At 46.4% G+C, this 15,782-nt stretch carries 17 protein-coding genes; 8 read left to right on the top strand and 9 right to left on the bottom strand.

The annotated features are described in order from the left end of the window. Nucleotides 1-50: 50 nt before the first annotated feature. Nucleotides 51-752 (bottom strand): S-layer homology domain-containing protein, encoded by a 702-nt coding sequence (locus AB3R30_RS08415; protein ID WP_458648723.1) that lies wholly within the window; start codon nt 750-752, stop codon nt 51-53. Nucleotides 753-1,496: 744 nt separating this feature from the next. On the opposite strand from AB3R30_RS08415, the gene AB3R30_RS08410 reads away from it, so the two are divergent. The 3 genes from AB3R30_RS08410 (at nt 1,497) to AB3R30_RS08400 (ending at nt 5,747) form a co-directional block, all read left to right on the top strand. Next, nucleotides 1,497-2,186, top strand: a complete 690-nt coding sequence (locus AB3R30_RS08410; RefSeq protein WP_458648722.1) for a hypothetical protein — start codon at nt 1,497-1,499, stop codon at nt 2,184-2,186. A gap of 319 nt (nt 2,187-2,505) precedes the next feature. Next, complete coding sequence (gene ppk2, locus AB3R30_RS08405) at nt 2,506-3,465, top strand: polyphosphate kinase 2 (RefSeq protein ID WP_458648721.1); 960 nt, start codon at nt 2,506-2,508, stop codon at nt 3,463-3,465. A 113-nt stretch (nt 3,466-3,578) separates the two neighbouring features. Further along, nucleotides 3,579-5,747 carry a glutamine synthetase III family protein gene (locus AB3R30_RS08400; RefSeq protein WP_458648720.1) on the top strand — a complete coding sequence of 723 codons (2,169 nt, stop codon included), beginning with the start codon at nt 3,579-3,581 and terminating at the stop codon, nt 5,745-5,747. A 215-nt stretch (nt 5,748-5,962) separates the two neighbouring features. On the opposite strand, the gene AB3R30_RS08395 is transcribed toward AB3R30_RS08400, so the two are convergent. Next, a complete protein-coding gene (locus AB3R30_RS08395; protein WP_458648719.1) occupies nt 5,963-6,355 on the bottom strand; it encodes a hypothetical protein in 393 nt (130 codons plus the stop codon). Between the two features lie 255 nt (nt 6,356-6,610). Next, nucleotides 6,611-7,144, bottom strand: a complete 534-nt coding sequence (locus AB3R30_RS08390) for a hypothetical protein (protein ID WP_458648718.1) — start codon at nt 7,142-7,144, stop codon at nt 6,611-6,613. A 261-nt stretch (nt 7,145-7,405) separates the two neighbouring features. On the opposite strand from AB3R30_RS08390, the gene AB3R30_RS08385 reads away from it, so the two are divergent. From AB3R30_RS08385 to AB3R30_RS08375, 3 genes are all read left to right on the top strand, one after another. Next, nucleotides 7,406-7,528: a hypothetical protein gene (locus tag AB3R30_RS08385; protein WP_458648717.1), complete on the top strand. Its 123-nt coding sequence runs from the start codon at nt 7,406-7,408 to the stop codon at nt 7,526-7,528. 289 nt (nt 7,529-7,817) lie between these two features. Continuing rightward, entirely contained in the window at nt 7,818-8,642 is an 825-nt protein-coding gene (map, locus tag AB3R30_RS08380; protein WP_458648716.1) for a type I methionyl aminopeptidase, read from the top strand. Between the two features lie 91 nt (nt 8,643-8,733). Continuing rightward, complete coding sequence (locus tag AB3R30_RS08375; RefSeq protein WP_458648715.1) at nt 8,734-9,174, top strand: FxLYD domain-containing protein; 441 nt, start codon at nt 8,734-8,736, stop codon at nt 9,172-9,174. A 293-nt stretch (nt 9,175-9,467) separates the two neighbouring features. On the opposite strand, the gene AB3R30_RS08370 is transcribed toward AB3R30_RS08375, so the two are convergent. The 3 genes from AB3R30_RS08370 to upp form a co-directional block, all read right to left on the bottom strand. After that, a complete protein-coding gene (locus AB3R30_RS08370; RefSeq protein ID WP_458648714.1) occupies nt 9,468-9,746 on the bottom strand; it encodes a YggT family protein in 279 nt (92 codons plus the stop codon). A gap of 129 nt (nt 9,747-9,875) precedes the next feature. Continuing rightward, entirely contained in the window at nt 9,876-10,238 is a 363-nt protein-coding gene (locus AB3R30_RS08365; protein ID WP_458648713.1) for a hypothetical protein, read from the bottom strand. A 108-nt stretch (nt 10,239-10,346) separates the two neighbouring features. Further along, nucleotides 10,347-10,997: a uracil phosphoribosyltransferase gene (gene upp / locus AB3R30_RS08360; RefSeq protein ID WP_458648712.1), complete on the bottom strand. Its 651-nt coding sequence runs from the start codon at nt 10,995-10,997 to the stop codon at nt 10,347-10,349. A gap of 384 nt (nt 10,998-11,381) precedes the next feature. Between upp and crtH the strand changes: the two genes are divergently transcribed. Then, on the top strand, nt 11,382-12,947 hold the full coding sequence (gene crtH, locus AB3R30_RS08355; RefSeq protein ID WP_458648711.1) for a carotenoid isomerase: 1,566 nt from the start codon (nt 11,382-11,384) through the stop codon (nt 12,945-12,947). 29 nt (nt 12,948-12,976) lie between these two features. On the opposite strand, the gene AB3R30_RS08350 is transcribed toward crtH, so the two are convergent. From AB3R30_RS08350 to ndhM, 3 genes are all read right to left on the bottom strand, one after another. Further along, entirely contained in the window at nt 12,977-13,180 is a 204-nt protein-coding gene (locus AB3R30_RS08350; RefSeq protein WP_458648710.1) for a hypothetical protein, read from the bottom strand. Between the two features lie 352 nt (nt 13,181-13,532). Beyond that, nucleotides 13,533-14,249 carry a biliverdin-producing heme oxygenase gene (locus AB3R30_RS08345; protein ID WP_458648709.1) on the bottom strand — a complete coding sequence of 239 codons (717 nt, stop codon included), beginning with the start codon at nt 14,247-14,249 and terminating at the stop codon, nt 13,533-13,535. Nucleotides 14,250-14,512: 263 nt separating this feature from the next. Beyond that, complete coding sequence (ndhM, locus tag AB3R30_RS08340; RefSeq protein WP_458648708.1) at nt 14,513-14,854, bottom strand: NAD(P)H-quinone oxidoreductase subunit M; 342 nt, start codon at nt 14,852-14,854, stop codon at nt 14,513-14,515. 179 nt (nt 14,855-15,033) lie between these two features. On the opposite strand from ndhM, the gene coaE reads away from it, so the two are divergent. Further along, complete coding sequence (coaE, locus tag AB3R30_RS08335) at nt 15,034-15,690, top strand: dephospho-CoA kinase (protein WP_458648707.1); 657 nt, start codon at nt 15,034-15,036, stop codon at nt 15,688-15,690. The last annotated feature ends 92 nt before the right edge of the window (nt 15,691-15,782 follow it).

Raw genomic sequence — 15,782 nt, 5'->3', positions numbered from 1 at the left:
GGCAATTTACGACTCAAGATGCCCGCATCAAACTCAAGCGTCTCTATCCATCAATTCTTTCTTGACAGACTACTAGCCGCTTGGAGGTTGCTGGCTGGAGGATTGACAGGAACAGTTGCTCTCGTTGGCGTTGTCATCAACGGTGGCATTAGTGCCGTTATCGCCAGCGGAAACATGAGGGTTTGTTTAGCACGTCTCCGGTTTCTAGGCTGCTGACTTGCCGCGATCGCCGGGGTCGTAGCAGCGCCCGATCTACTCGTGGCGGCGATCGTTGGCGGCAAGGCTAAGTTTTGAGCTAGCGAAGTTAACACTTCTACTTTAGTGACAGGTTGATTGGGGCGAAATTCTCCACCTAGATAGCCCTTCATAAACCCCATTTCGTAAGCTTCTTCAATTGCCGAACTTGCCCAGTAGCCCTCTGGAATATCTTTATAGACGCTACCACTGGCAATTTGCCGCTCTGAAGGCTGAGCAAAAGCTGCTTGAAGGATGGCTGCAAACTCGTCACGCTTGACTGGTTGTTCAGGGCGATAGGTGTTGTCAGGATAGCCTGTAACGATATTGCGCTCTGCTAAAGCTTGAATAAATGGCTGCCCCCAATAGGCTTGAGTATCGGGAAAGCTTGTGTTTGTAGCAGCCGCAAAAAGTGGAGCCGGACTAGGGGACAGGTAAGGTGAAATCGCTCCCGCCACAAATCCTAATGTCAAGAGGGTGGCGCGAATCGGTGAGTGATGCCAAATGTGAAAAATCATAATTTTTTAGCGAATTACTTCTACTCACCAAGAGTAGTAATTAGTTGATCTGGCTTCATGTATCACAAGAGGTAATCTGATTGCAGGGAATAATCCAATAAATTAGGCGTTAGGTTAGGCTTTTTATTCAGTACAACTCTTGCGTAAATCGGGATGCGTAAATCGGGAAGAGAGGGCGATCTCAAAGTTGGCGATCGCTGCAACCAGGTTAAAGCGCAATCCGAAACATTTTAGAAATGGACAGGAAGAGCTTCTACTTGATTTTTCCCACCTCCTAAACAAATCTTTAACCACTTGCTGAATATCAACTAACATTGCTCACGCCACACCTCACACCTTTTGAGGTTGGACTTTCCTGCTTTTCAGGCTTAGCCCTTAAATTTCTCGGAAAGCAGCCAAAAAGTAGAGGTCGTTATTGAAAATGCTTGCTATACCTAAGATAAGAAACTGAATACGTAGCAAATTGCTGCACTTGTTGCAATGTGGGTCAAGCTATGGACGGTGATCTCGTCATTGCTAGAAGAATAGTTGTAGCTAAAAGAATAGTTGCAGAGCAGTGTGATAAAGGCTGCTTAACTAGAAGCACAGCCGCTAGGCAAGGTTGTGTTTTATCCCCGTTCAAAATGCTCATCCTCATCACAGGATTGGCATCGTTTCGTTCTATTTTGCAAAGCTTTTGGTTGATCTAGTCCAACCAGGAGTAGTGTTTTGCATGATTCAATTTCACCTTCTTTTGGTTTAGCTATGTCCCAGCAATCCATCCAAATTGATCCTTTGGATAGTCCCCATCCAGTTCCTTGGGGCTGGGTATTAGCCACGTTAAATGCCAGTAGTTCAAGCAATTTATCGGGAACTTATTGCTATCGCAGCCAATCACTGATTTCGCCCGGTCAAGATTACGCGGCTTACAGCCGAATTCAAATGCAGGTTGAGCCAGAGTATTTTCGCAGTCATGTCACCAGTGTGTTGTTTTTGGAAAACTTGCGAACGGGCGATTTACAGGCAATTACCCCTGCATCTCCGCTGGCAGACAACCCCTTTTTGAATACGGGTGGAGATTTAGAAGGGCGGATTTCGATGGTGATCCCGGTGTCTTGGTCTGAGTCGGGCGATCGCTTACTAGCGCGCGAATTTGAATCATTTTTCGGGTCAGATATTGCCTCCGATTATGCGGTGATTGTGAATCAGCCTCGCAATCGGGTCAATACCGTGGCTCCGACTAAAATTGACTATACCAATGCCATCTTGTTGGGCTGGAGCCACTGTCAGCCTGAACTGGTTTTGTTTAGAGCGGGCATGATGGGCGATGAAAATTGGCAGCAGTGGAGGGTAGATACGACGGGGCAAACCATTTTGGCGAAGGGCGATCGCCCAGTTACCTACGGGCAGGTCAGCAATAGCGTGTGGACAGGACCTCAAATGCAACCCCAGTAGTGGAAAGTAGGTGTCAAGGGTTCGGGATGAGAAGAAAGAGCATGTGAGCAAATCCTTAAAATGCAACTCTCGGTTTCCCACGCTTCGTGTTTTGCGATACAAATATTCTAATTTTCTATTCATACTATTAGTTACAAACAAAAAATATTCAGCAAAGCTTGGACAGTTGGAAAGAGGTATACCCAGACGAGATCGGGTATACCTCTTTCCTCTCAGGCGACTGCTGGAGATTGTCCAACCTTGTTCGTCTACTTTTTTTGATGATTAGCCCCTGTCAATCGCCTCATCATTTGACTAAAATTTTCTCTACTGGATAATTATGGAAACTGAAACGTTAAACGGCATACCTTCACCCTCGGATGCAGTAATGCTAGAACCGCCCGTTATAGAACCTAAGGTTCCGAAAGATAAAAGGAAGAAAAAAGAAAAGAAAAAAAATCTCGACTCTAAGCACCTAAAGCTAAAAGCGCTTTCTTATCCTTCAGAAGGAGAAGGAAGTTCTAAGTTGGATAGCAAGTTTTATGAGAAAGAACTTGCCCGACTGCAAATTGAACTGGTGAAAATGCAGTATTGGGCAAAGCATACCGGCACTCGGATTGTTCTTCTGTTTGAGGGTCGTGATGCTGCCGGCAAGGGTGGCACTATTAAGCGAATTACTGAACAGCTTAATCCTCGTGGTTGTCGGGTGGTGGCGTTGGGTACGCCAAGCGATCGCGAAAAAACCGAATGGTATTTCCAGCGCTATGTGCCCCATCTTCCGGCAGCAGGCGAGATTGTTTGCTTCGATCGCAGTTGGTATAACCGTGCTGGGGTTGAGCATGTGATGGGGTTTTGCACCGACGCGCAATATCAAGAATTTATGCAAACTTGCCCAGAGTTTGAGCGGATGCTGGTACGTTCTGGAATCATCTTGCTGAAATATTGGTTTTCGGTCAGCGATGATGAACAGGAACGTCGGTTTCAGTCTCGCACCACTGATCCGGCGCGGCGTTGGAAACTAAGTCCAATGGATCTAGAATCGCGCGATCGCTGGGTGGAATATTCCCAAGCAAAAGACGCGATGCTTTCCCACACCAATATTCCTGAAGCGCCTTGGTTTACGGTGGAAGCAGACGACAAAAAACGCGCTCGTCTTAACTGCATCAGCCATTTCCTGAGCAAAATCCCCTATGTAGATATGACCCCTAAAGCGCTAGAACTGTCGCCTCGTAAAGCCGCTCCGCAAAACTATGTACGCCCACCCCGAAACGAGCAATTTTTCGTACCTACTGTTTATTAGTACGCAATAACTCTAAAGGCATATTTTGCCAAGATAACTGTTCTTACAACACAGTTTGGAACCATCTAACCCAGTATGCTCTCTAAGCACAACCCTCTCGGAGAAAACTAACGATGACCCATGAATTGCGCGTTCAAGCCGTCCATCAAGTGACAGATCGTAAGCCCTTGCCGCCCAAAATGCCCCAACGGTTAGAAGCGCTGTGGGCAACCGATGTTTTTACTTTGAGTAAGATGCAGGCAAGCTTACCCAAAGATGTATTTAGATCTGTTAAGCAAACAGTGCAAACAGGCGGGAAACTGGATGTTTCTGTTGCGGGTGCCGTTGCCGCTGCGATGAAAGACTGGGCAACCTCCAAAGGGGCACTCTACTATGCCCACGTCTTTTATCCCATGACCAACGCCACCGCTGAAAAGCACGATGGGTTTATCTCCGTTCAAAGCGATGGTTCCGTCATCACCGAGTTTACCGGAAAAGTTTTAGTCCAGGGAGAACCCGATGGCTCGTCGTTCCCCAATGGCGGTTTGCGTTCCACCTTTGAGGCGCGGGGCTACACCGCTTGGGATGTGACCAGTCCTGCCTATGTGATGGAAACTGACAACGGTGTGACCTTGTGCATCCCCACCGTTTTCATTTCCTGGACTGGAGAAGCGCTCGATAAAAAAACTCCATTGCTGAGATCGATCGCAGCCATGAGCAAAGCCGCAGTCCGGGTGTTGACGCTTTTGGGACATGCAGAAGTCGCTCCAGTCAACTCTAGCTGTGGCGCGGAACAAGAGTACTTCTTGGTAGATGCTCATTTTGCCCATAGCCGCCCCGATTTATTGCTAACGGGCAGAACGCTGTTTGGCAAACCCGCCGCCAAAGGTCAGCAGTTTGATGATCACTATTTTGGTGCCATTCCAGAGCGCGTTCAGGTGTTCATGCAAGACGTGGAAGAGCGGATGTATCGCTTGGGCATTCCCGCAAAAACCCGACACAACGAAGTGGCTCCGGGTCAGTTTGAACTTGCGCCCTTTTTTGAAGCCGCCAACGTTGCCAGCGATCACCAGCAGTTGATCATGACCATTCTCAAAATGACAGCGAAAAAACATGGATTTGTTTGTCTGCTGCACGAAAAACCGTTTGCGGGAATCAATGGCTCCGGCAAACACGTGAACTGGTCGGTGGGCAACTCAACTCAAGGCAACCTGCTTGATCCAGGCGATACGCCCCACTCGAATATGCAGTTTTTGCTGTTCTGTGGCGCGGTGATTCGCGGCGTTCACAAATATGGTCCTTTGCTACGGGCGGTTGTGGCTACTGCTAGTAATGACCATCGTTTGGGTGCTAACGAGGCTCCTCCAGCCATTATCTCCGTCTACTTGGGATCGCAGCTTGAGAATGTCTTCAAGCAAATTAGCGCAGGGCAGCCCGAAAGCTCTGATCATGCTGGCGTGATGGATTTGGGTGTGGCGACGTTGCCTGTTTTCCCGAAAGATCCGGGCGATCGCAACCGCACTTCTCCCTTTGCCTTCACTGGCAATCGCTTTGAGTTTCGCGCTGTTGGGTCTAACCAATCCGTGTCGGGTCCCTTGGTGGCGATGAACACGATATTGGCAGATTCCCTGACTTGGGTTGCCGATGAATTAGACAGCAAAATGGCAGCAGGCGCAGACTTGAATACAGCGGCTCATGCGGTGCTGAAAGAAGTGATGGACAAGCACAGCAATGTCGTGTTTGGCGGCAATGGCTACTCGGAAGAGTGGCACACAATCGCCGCAGAACGGGGCTTAGCAAACCTCCGAACCACTGCGGATGCATTGCCTGTACTGAAAGCGGATTACATTGAAGAGTTGTTCGATCGCGTGGGTGTGCTAACTCCGGTTGAACTAGAAAGCCGCTTTGATGTATACGCCGAACAGTATATTTTGGCGATCGAGGTGGAAGCGAAGCTCGTCATCAGCATGGCAAAAACCATGATTTACCCCGCTGCCGTTCGCTATTTGTCGGAACTTTCGAGCGCGATCGCGAATCTCAAGGAAATTGGCATTGCCCTAGAGCAAGAAACCGCTGAAAAAGTCGCGGCTCTAACCAAATCCATGACGGACATGATCAGCAAACTCGCCGCTGCCATGGACAAACATGATTTTGCCACCCCAGAAGAACATATGCAGTATTCCTCGCAAACTATTCGTCCTTTAATGGACAAGGTGCGAGAGTATGCCGATGCCTTGGAAGCGGAAGTCGCAGATGATTTTTGGCCACTACCGACCTATCAAGAAATGCTGTTTGTGAAATAAGCGATCGCTTTTCTAACTAAAGGGGCGGGTTTTGAAGAGAAATGAACGGCTAATCCCACCATTCCTCAGCAAAATCCGTTCCTTTCGATTTTTTGGTATGCCTTAAGCGATCGCGCTTTAGTGATAGCGAATATTTGAGGCGCGATCGCAATAGTCTCTGCATTTAGCTACGAGAATCAGATATGCGAAGTTTGGAAATTAGTCATGAATCAAATTTATTTATTTTCATTTTGACGTTTGAATAAACTTTGACATCTAGCTGCTGCATCGCTAGGAAGAAGTCCTTGGCTTCTCACTTCTGAAACACACTGCCCTAGAGATTGAGAAGGTCTTTGATTTTGCAAGACTTTTTCACAAGCACCTGCTGCATCATAAGGAAGAATTCCAGTTCGTCTTAGATCACCAGTACAGCGACCAAGAGTTTGAGTAGAGGATTGACTTTGCACGGAATCGGAGCAACTTGTTAACGCATCGTATAAAAGAAGACCACTTCGCCTTAGATCGGAAACACATTGTCCTAGAGTCTGTTGTGCTGCCGCTGAATTGGTAGTTGCAACAGCTAACAAAATAGAAGATCCAAGGATAGTGAGAAAGCTAAATAGTTTCATAGAGTTGTCCATTTATGAGGGTGAGATTGAACTGATGTCAAGTAGCTAGAGACAAAAGTCGAACTAAATATACAATGATCGCTGAGTTGAAGAGCGAAACTCAATCTGTAGGAAAGCGGGGAGTAGGTTTGACTTAGCTGTGTAATCGCACCTTGGTTGCAGTGATGAGGCTCGATCACAGGATTTCAGCAGTACAGAGCCTAGTTCATAGCTTTAGCATTACTATGGGGTACTACCGAAACTTTCTGTCTATCTTTAATCAAAACTCTGAGTGAAGTTGGTTATTGTGCCTCCCATGTCTGTTTTGAAAAACGGCTGAACCTCACCACGAACATTTTTCTTCAATTCTGGACTACCCCATGTTCTACCTTGAGCATCATGGGCATGAAAATAGATATATCGGTTGTCGATTTGATTTTCTGAATTGAGGATAAGCGCTTTCTCACCAGGCTCTAACTTCCAATATCCACCTGTAGCCCAGGAAGGACTATTACAGTTGTCTGCTCCAACTGACTGAACACAGGAACCACTAGTATCAGTTGGCGTTACTCGATAATGAGCAGCTACCCAAATTGCTCTGCTCGAATTATTTTTTACATTCACAAAATACCATTTCTGACCGCCAAGCTTATCATTGCCACTAGTGCCAACTTGACCATCTACCTTACAATTGCGCTCCCAAGGGTAGCAAAACAGATCCGCCTTTGCTGGTTGTAACATCATGATGCTGAGGCTAGACGCTAGTGCAGAGGTGGTAAGTAATGATGCAATAAATCTTGAATAGTTCATGGTCTTCCTGTATGTAAAGTACGTTTTTTACTTTCTGTGGCAGGAGAAGAAGGAACACTAAAGCTAAATAGCAGTTATGGCTTTAGCTTCACTACCTCAGAATCGTTTGCTCTGCTCTGCTAAATTTGCTCTCAGTTGAATCTAACTTCTGAGTATCCGATTTGGCGGTCGGTAAAAAGTCAGGAAAAAGTCAGTTTTTCCTGAGAGTAGCAGATGGATGAAGGGTATTCTTGATAGAACGGAATACAGAGGGGCGTAAAGATGCAGGTTGAGGAGGCGTTGGCGACGGTTGAGCAGATGAGCGATCGCCTTTGGCACAATATTTTGGCATCGCTAGTGAGTATGCTGACAAACTGGGCAACTTCTGCCAATTTGCGACACTGACGCAACTTTTACCTACGCTGCCTTATCCCCAAACGTTGAAAATAAAGCAATTGTACAGTTTCAGTGATCGCTTCGTATTTGGGCGAAATAGGGCAATCTAGGATTCCTGTCCACAACGGTAGACTGCGATCAGTAGCGATCGCAATCTTTCTAATTGGAACGATAATCACCTCAGAAAGATTGCTTTGCTGGCTGGTTGATTAAACTAAACTGAGGGCAGACAAGAGTTTTAAGTTACCTTAAAGAAGCTTTGATCTGCTTTTTCCGTTCTGTAGCACCGCGATTTTTCATGAATATTTTCAGCCAGTTGTTGAATAAGCCTGCTCTTCCCTCACCCAAACGACAGCGCCGGGGGATTGAAATTAAGTCTTCTCGCGAAATTGAAACCATGCGGCTGGCTGCGAAGATTGTGGCAACCGTTCTTAAGGAGATTTCAGAGCGAGTTGAACCGGGAATGACAACATTGGATCTGGATGTTTATGCAGAGCAGCGGATTCGTGAAATGGGCGCAACTCCTAGCTTTAAGGGATATCACGGTTTTCCTGCATCCATTTGTTCGTCCATCAACAATGAAGTTGTGCATGGCATTCCTAATCGGCGTAAGGTAATTCGGACAGGCGATGTTTTGAAAGTAGATACAGGAGCCTATTTTGAAGGGTTTCATGGCGATTCTTGTATCACGATCGCGGTGGGTACAGTCACTTCCGAAGCCGAACGGTTGATTCGGGTTGCTGAAGCGGCGCTCTACAGAGGGATTGAACAGGTGAAAGCTGGAGCCTATCTGCTGGATTTGGCAGGGGCGATCGAAGATTGTGTTAAGGCAAATGGGTTTACGGTTGTAGAAGACTTCACCGGGCATGGAGTGGGGCGTAACCTGCATGAAGAGCCGTCAGTTTTTAACTTTCGGACAAAAGAAATGCCTAATGAAAAGCTACGGGCAGGAATGACGCTGGCGATCGAGCCAATTGTCAATCAAGGCTCTAAGTATGTCCGCATTTTGGGCGATCGCTGGACTGCGGTCACCGTGGATAAAAAACTCTCTGCCCAATTTGAACACACCGTTTTAGTCACCGAAACCGGGTATGAAATCCTCACCGATCGCACGGCAGTTTAACGAAACTAACGCCATGTTTTGCTCTGAATTCAGGCTAAGCTGAAAACAGCACCTTTCGCTGCCTTAGCCTCCCCACATTTTTTATGAGCGTATGCACCTTACCCAATTGCGATCGCTGGCGATCGTCCTACTGACCAGCTTGAGCCTCGTTTTTAGCCCTTGGTTTACGGCTCCAGCCCATGCCCTAGTTCAAATCAAGCTTTCAGATATTTCCTATCACACCTGTTCGGCTGAAGTGGCAGAAGGAACGGTAACCAGCGGAAACGCAACGGCTGCTAGCTGCTACATTGTCACAGGCAAAGCAGAAAACACATCGGGTAAACCCGTGATCAACGCCGATATTTTCGGACGGATTTACGATGCAAACGATAATTCTGTCATGGAAAACCGTACTCGGCTTGGCTCTATCGAAACAGTCCCTCCTGGCACGAGCGATTTTGAGCTAAGAATTACCGTTGCTGCCAATCAGCCGCCGCCATTAAAACTAGAGCAGTTCAAAGCGGCTGGATTTACTGGCAAAGTTAGGCGGTAAGAAATTCGGCGTTGCTGAATTGATCTATGAACGCCTAAATTTGCCCTCACCCTAGCCCTCTCCCAACGGGCGAGGGAATAAGATTTCTAGCTCCCTTCTCCTTGGGGAGAAGGGTTGGGGATGAGGGAAATCATAGCTGCAATCAGCAACGCCAGAAATTCTTGGTATGGTCTGCATCACAAAGCCTCACTCATCAATGAGCGAGGCTTTTTCATCGCTATCAAGCGAAACGCTTAACAAGACTCGATACAAAATGCTCTCAACAAGCTGCCTTTACAGTCAATCCATTTCTCTTACGAAAGGCGGAAGGAACTCAAGGCTTGCTGAATGAAGCTAAGCAGTAGAAATGCCAGCATTGGAGAGAAATCGAGTCCTCCAAGCGGCGGAATAATGTTGCGGAAGATATTGAGATAGGGATCAGTTAACTGGCTCAAAATTGAGAAGGGCGGATCGAACCAGTTGACATTGGGAAACCAACTCAACAAAATTCGGATCAGCAACAAAGCCAAGTAGATACTAACGAAGGTCGCTAGGGTAGACAACAATAGAGCAACAGGAGAGGCAGTAGTCATAAGCAGTAATACTCGTGGTAGCGATTGTAGGGTGCTAGAGCGTTTTGCCTAGCTTGCAAAACAGCCTAAGCTCAATGTTATTAACGTCCAGTTTAACATTCTACTTTTTGTCTGAACTTTTTCATGGAATTAGCTTTGCCCATGATTTTTTTTGGAGACGACTTGTTCACTGGCATCGCTCACTAACCCGCCATTGACTCCCCCTAATTGCTGGCGCACATCATCGATCGCATCATTTAGCTGGGCGATTTTATCTTCTAAACTGCGACGGGCGGCTTCCATATCCGTTTGGGCACTCGCAGGCTTAAACAAGCCTTTGCGCTGAGTTGTTTTTCCTTCCAAAGGAGTTGCGCCCCCTAATATAGGCTCTTCCGTTTCAGATGCATTTTCAAGCTGCTTTGTGGCAATGAGCGCACCCACAACACCGCCCAAAACTCCACCGACTAAGGAACCTAGTAAAAACCCACCTGCAAATCCGTCTTGTTGACTCATTACAAACTAAATCACTTGCTTTAGAAGAAACAAACTAACCATTGTTCTCTCAGCTTAGCGGCTGTAGCATCAGACTGATACACAATCTCCCGTGTTTAGCGTATCATTTCACGTACCAAAGGTGCGATCGCCTGCATCTCCAAGTCCTGGAACAATAAAACCCTGTTCATTCACCTGTTCATCGATCGCAGCCGTATAAACCTGCAAACTTGGATAGGCAGCACTCAATTTTTGTAAAGCGGGTGGAGCCGTTACCACCGAAATAATCCGTACCATCGCCGGATCAATTCCCCGTTTGGTCAGTTCCGCCATCACTGAAATAATCGTTCCACCCGTGGCTAGCATTGGCTCTGGAATTAGCACACGGGTTTGAGGGTCAAACTGATCGGGTAACTTATTGAGATAGCAACTCGCTTCTAAGGTGGCTTCATTGCGAACAAAGCCCAAATGATAAATTGAGGCGAGGGGCAGCAAGGTTTGAGCGCCATCCATCAACGCTAACCCTGCCCGCAAAATGGGCACTATTGCCACAGGAGCTTCTGAATCCACAAAGGTGCCTGGACAAGTCGCTAAAGGCGTTTCCAGGGTAACATCTTTGGTGGGCAGCCAGTCGCGAATTGCTTCATAGGTGAGCCAGCGACCCAACTCAGTCATTGAGATGCGAAACAATGAAGAGGGAGTCGCTGCATTTCGAGCGATCGCTAGCCAGTGCTTAATTAAAGGATGGGGCGGAACGTAAACCCGTAATTGAAGAGTCATAGCGACTGAAATAGCACTTTGGCTGTAAGCATTGCCTCATAATACTTCCCCTTGGTGGTTTTTGCAGTAGCAGAAGTGGCAAGGCGATCGCCCTGAATATTGCATATCTGCTTTTATTGAGAAACTATTTCAATATAGTTGACATCTAATATCAATAAGTTTATATTGTTCTCAAGTGTTCTCCTCTCTGAAGGATCGGCAGGTGGGATTGGTCAGCGTTTGCGGCTAGTCCCATTTTTTTTGCAAACAAATCGGGATTAGCGATTAGGACAGATGAGTGCTGAGTGCATCCACGTAAAAAAATCTGCTGAGGGACACTTGCAGATACACTAAAAAAGGTTGTGGTCATCCGTTGCCCGACTGGAGTTTTTGTAGCATATTCTTGTGGTATCTCCTCTGCCTGTGTCTTCTAGCTCTGAGTTATCTTCCAATTCCACGGGTTCTAATAGTAAGACGATGACAGAATTTGATGTGATTGTGATTGGCTCTGGCATTGGTGGATTGGTCACTGCGACTCAGCTTGCCATTAAAGGCGCTAAGGTGCTGGTTTTAGAACGATATGTAATCCCTGGTGGCAGTGCTGGATATTTTGAGCGATCGGGCTATCGTTTTGATGTTGGCGCTTCGATGATGTTTGGGTTTGGCGATCGCGGCACCACCAATCTTCTGACTCGCGCTTTGGCAGCAGTCGATATGCAGCTTGAAACGATTGCCGATCCAGTGCAAATTCACTACCACTTGCCTCAGAATCTAGAAGTAAAAGTTCATCGAGATTATGAGAAGTTCTTGCAAGAATTGATTACACGCTTTCCCCATGAAGCAAAAGGCATTCGGAAATTTTATGATGAGTGCTGGAACGTTTTTAACTGCTTAAACGCGATCGAACTGTTGTCTCTAGAAGAACCGCGCTATCTCATGCGAGTGTTTTTTCAGCATCCTCTTGCCTGTTTAGGCTTAGCCAAATATCTGCCGAAGAATGCTGGAGATTATGCTCGACAGTTTATTCGCGATCCCGAACTGCTGAAATTTATTGATATGGAGTGCTTTTGTTGGTCAGTCGTGCCAGCCGATCTCACGCCGATGATTAATGCAGGGATGGTGTTTAGCGATCGCCATTACGGTGGCATCAACTATCCCAAGGGCGGCGTTGGCAAAATTGCTCAAGCGCTCGTACAAGGCTTGGAAAAATATGGTGGGCGGATTCAATATAAAGCTAGAGTTACACAAATTATTGAAGAAAATGGTCGTGCGATCGGCGTACAGCTTGCGACCGGTGAAACATTTCGGGCAAAACGAATTGTTTCCAACGCGACCCGCTGGGATACTTTTGAAAAATTGCTATCACCCGAAAAAATGCCGATCGCTGAGAAGAAATGGCAACAGCGCTATCGCAAATCTCCTAGCTTTCTAAGTCTTCATCTTGGCGTTAAGGCAGCGGCGCTCCCGGCGGACACAGAATGCCACCATATTTTGCTAGAAGACTGGAATAATATGGAAGCAGAAGAAGGCACTATTTTTGTATCGCTTCCGAGCCTGCTTGATTCCAGTCTTGCCCCCAGTGGATGCCATATTATTCATGCGTTTACCCCTAGTTGGCTAGAAACGTGGCAGGGACTCTCACCCACGGAGTATGAAGCGCGGAAAGAAGCGGCAGCGGCTCGGATTATTGATCGGCTAGAAGCAATTTTCCCGAATCTTTCTGCCCATTTAGACTATCAAGAAGTGGGAACTCCCCGCACTCATCGCCGCTTTTTAGGACGAGACAATGGCACTTATGGTCCTATCCCAACCCGCAAGCTAGCAGGATTATTAGGAATGCCCTTTAACCGCACGGCAATTTCGGGGCTTTACTGCGTGGGAGACAGCACTTTTCCAGGTCAAGGGCTGAATGCAGTCGCTTTTTCTGGGTTTGCTTGTGCCCATCGAGTCGGGGTTGACCTTGGTTTATAGGATCGGCGAGATTGTTAGAGGCTGTATGCTCAATCGACAACCCGTAGTCGTCCGGCGCGGAGCAGTTCAAATACACGATTAATCAGGGCTTCTTCTGTGGAATTGAGTGTGTTTAAAGCAAGGAGTGTTGCCATAAATTGCTGTTGATCTGCCCGGTTAATCCGCCCAGAGGAAGTGATCTTTTGAACTATTTGCTCAATGGTGATGTTAGCTGAAATTTTTGCTTGCTCCATATTTAATTAGCCGCAATTCACTCTCAAAGTGTAGATTTTCATGGACTATGGAAGTTTGCTTGGAGGGTTAGTTTAGTTCTCTTTACAGACTTTCTACTGGTCAAAGTTTTATAGTTTGAATGACTAATGCTCAATAGGGTAATTGAATCTAGCGTTGAATTACATCGATAAAATTACCAAGTTGCAAGCTCTGCGATCGCACAGGCAACAATCGTAAATTCCTCATGAGATTGGAGTGTTTCTAATGATGGGTTAGGTAAATACTATGAATCCTGAGGATTTGATAAAGCGGCGAGCGCAAAACCAAATCCCCAGGATTCAGGAAACTAACCTAATTAAAAGACGTTGAAATTTACTCAGCAGTTGCTAGTTCAGTGCTGCCCCGATTGCGGCGGCGGGTTAAGGAGTTGAATAGCATAATGCCGATCGCCTTAATTAAGCTGCCTTCCAACTCTTTAAACATCGTCATGTTCAGCCCAAAAGCATGATTGGCTTCATCCACAATTTGGTCTGCTGTAGTATCATCTACGGGCAAATCGTTCATTGCCTGACGATACTTATTCTTAAAGGCTTTCTCGTCAGAAATCGTTGGAAACTCGTAGAAGTGAGTGCCTTCGCCATCCACCAAGTTCATCCCCCGTTGAGCGACCCCTTTGAGGATTTGCCCACCCGACAAATCACCTAGATAGCGCGTGTAGGAATGGGCAACCAGCAACTCAGGCTGCGTATTAGAAACCTCCCGAATCCGAGCCACGTAGTCTTGAGCCGCAGTAGAAGGAGCGACTTGTTCACGCCAGTTGGTGCCGTAGTAAAAACCGAGATCTTGCTCTAAAGATGCTTTACGGTTTAGCTCTGGAAAGTAAATTTGAGACAGGATGGGATGATGTTGATGGCGCTCAAGCTCTTCTTCCATAGCAGAATAAACGAAGTAGAGATTGGCAGCGAGTTTGCGGTAAGACGTTTTTTCGACGGTTCCTTTTAAAAAACAGGCAACAAATCCGGTATTTTCTGCCATGGAGTGCGACTTCTTAGTGCCCTCGCGCAGTTTGGTTGCTAAATTACTACTCATGCTAAATCGTTCAGCCTATCGTTAGTTTTCAGGTGTAGATGTGTTCTAGAACGCTAAAAAGCCACCTAATTTGTTACGTTAGACCGATTTAAGCAGCCTTTTTATTAAAAATTCTGAAGTCAAGGAAGCGATTTACAAGCGTAATCTAGTGTGAAAGGCTGATTGCAGAGTGTAAGTGGTATCCAAAAAACTGAACCCTGCTTTACCTAGCGATACATGGCTTTCCATTAGGCTTTACAATCCGCAAGAAATATTCTTAGTTGCTATTTTTCGGTGGAAACGACCTGGGGCAATCCCATGCTGTAGTTCATCACGCGAGATTCTAAGTTGTAGGAAATTTCGCCCTTTTGCAGCAGCGATCGCACAAAATGTTCCAAATCTGAGCCAATGCGACGAATATTGTAATCTGTTAGATCTGCGCCACTGTAGGCTTCTACGCCCTCGTCGAACTTACGATAGACCTGCTGTAAAGTGTCTTCATTCCAGATGAACTCATTATCGGGGTCAACATCAAGCGTTAACACATTCTCGCTAGGAAGCAGTTCATTATTCTCAACAGTGGCAGTAAAAATGTGGATGTGGCGGGTTGTAGACTTTAACAGCATTGGAAGACCCAGACAAACGTAGGATTACGCCCTTAATTGTAAGAGCAATTTCGTCCTGTTTTGCTCTATTAAAACATTATAGATTTCTGTAGGAACAATAAAGAATACGCAATTGTTATAGAGGATTATCTCAGTAGACTCGTATCCATCTCGCTAGGCAACCCCACGGCTTTGGAATTATGACGACCAATCTTGCTGACCAAACCAGTTCTTCTCTGCGTATTATTGGGTTGACTGGAGGAATCGCAATGGGAAAAACTCTAGTTTCTGAGTATTTATCAACTCAATATAAATTGCCAATTTTGGACGCTGATATCTATGCCAGGGAAGCTGTTTTGCCAGATAGTTCGGGGCTACAAAGCATTGTGGATCGATACGGCTCTGGAGTGCTTTTACCTGATCGTACCCTAAACCGTCAGCGGTTGGGAGAGATTATTTTTAGCAGTCCGGCGGAGCGGCTTTGGGTTGAGCAATGCATTCACCCCTATGTGCGCGATCGCTTTGTGCAGGCTATTAGCCATCCTCCGCTAAACGATCCTCAGCACTATCCAATTGTGGTGATGGTGGTGCCGCTATTATTTGAAGCGCGTATGACGGATTTGGTGACTGAAACCTGGGTAGTCATTTGCTCAGAAGATCAGCAAATTGAACGATTGATGAATCGCGATCGCTTAACCCTAGATCAAGCGCACGCCCGAATTAATAGTCAGATGGAAATTACGAAAAAAAAAGTTCATGCAACAGTGATATTGGATAACTCCTCGACTCCAGAAGCGCTGTATCACCAAGTCGATCGCCATATTGCTCAACAAACTCATGCAGGCGGACAAAACTAACTGAACAGGGTCTGTTTTTCTTCTTTTCCCCGTTTATGTTGCAAGGTCGATAGGATGGAATAGGATTTTGGCATACTTGCATTGGCAGTACG

Source organism: Sivoneniella epilithica UHCC 1019, from assembly GCF_040830845.1.
GTDB lineage: Bacteria > Cyanobacteriota > Cyanobacteriia > Leptolyngbyales > Leptolyngbyaceae > ULC077BIN1.
Note: the sequence above shows the minus strand (reverse complement) of the source record. Positions and strands in the feature narration are given on the sequence as shown.

Bases quoted from the DNA above. Each gene is read 5' to 3' on its own strand.
- AB3R30_RS08415 (WP_458648723.1), bottom strand. From the start codon at position 752: ATGATTTTTCACATTTGGCATCACTCACCGATTCGCGCCACCCTCTTG.
- AB3R30_RS08410 (WP_458648722.1), top strand. From the start codon at position 1,497: ATGTCCCAGCAATCCATCCAAATTGATCCTTTGGATAGTCCCCATCCA.
- ppk2 (WP_458648721.1), top strand. From the start codon at position 2,506: ATGGAAACTGAAACGTTAAACGGCATACCTTCACCCTCGGATGCAGTA.
- AB3R30_RS08400 (WP_458648720.1), top strand. From the start codon at position 3,579: ATGACCCATGAATTGCGCGTTCAAGCCGTCCATCAAGTGACAGATCGT.
- AB3R30_RS08395 (WP_458648719.1), bottom strand. From the start codon at position 6,355: ATGAAACTATTTAGCTTTCTCACTATCCTTGGATCTTCTATTTTGTTA.
- AB3R30_RS08390 (WP_458648718.1), bottom strand. From the start codon at position 7,144: ATGAACTATTCAAGATTTATTGCATCATTACTTACCACCTCTGCACTA.
- AB3R30_RS08385 (WP_458648717.1), top strand. From the start codon at position 7,406: ATGCAGGTTGAGGAGGCGTTGGCGACGGTTGAGCAGATGAGCGATCGC.
- map (WP_458648716.1), top strand. From the start codon at position 7,818: ATGAATATTTTCAGCCAGTTGTTGAATAAGCCTGCTCTTCCCTCACCC.
- AB3R30_RS08375 (WP_458648715.1), top strand. From the start codon at position 8,734: ATGCACCTTACCCAATTGCGATCGCTGGCGATCGTCCTACTGACCAGC.
- AB3R30_RS08370 (WP_458648714.1), bottom strand. From the start codon at position 9,746: ATGACTACTGCCTCTCCTGTTGCTCTATTGTTGTCTACCCTAGCGACC.
- AB3R30_RS08365 (WP_458648713.1), bottom strand. From the start codon at position 10,238: ATGAGTCAACAAGACGGATTTGCAGGTGGGTTTTTACTAGGTTCCTTA.
- upp (WP_458648712.1), bottom strand. From the start codon at position 10,997: ATGACTCTTCAATTACGGGTTTACGTTCCGCCCCATCCTTTAATTAAG.
- AB3R30_RS08350 (WP_458648710.1), bottom strand. From the start codon at position 13,180: ATGGAGCAAGCAAAAATTTCAGCTAACATCACCATTGAGCAAATAGTT.
- AB3R30_RS08345 (WP_458648709.1), bottom strand. From the start codon at position 14,249: ATGAGTAGTAATTTAGCAACCAAACTGCGCGAGGGCACTAAGAAGTCG.
- ndhM (WP_458648708.1), bottom strand. From the start codon at position 14,854: ATGCTGTTAAAGTCTACAACCCGCCACATCCACATTTTTACTGCCACT.
- coaE (WP_458648707.1), top strand. From the start codon at position 15,034: ATGACGACCAATCTTGCTGACCAAACCAGTTCTTCTCTGCGTATTATT.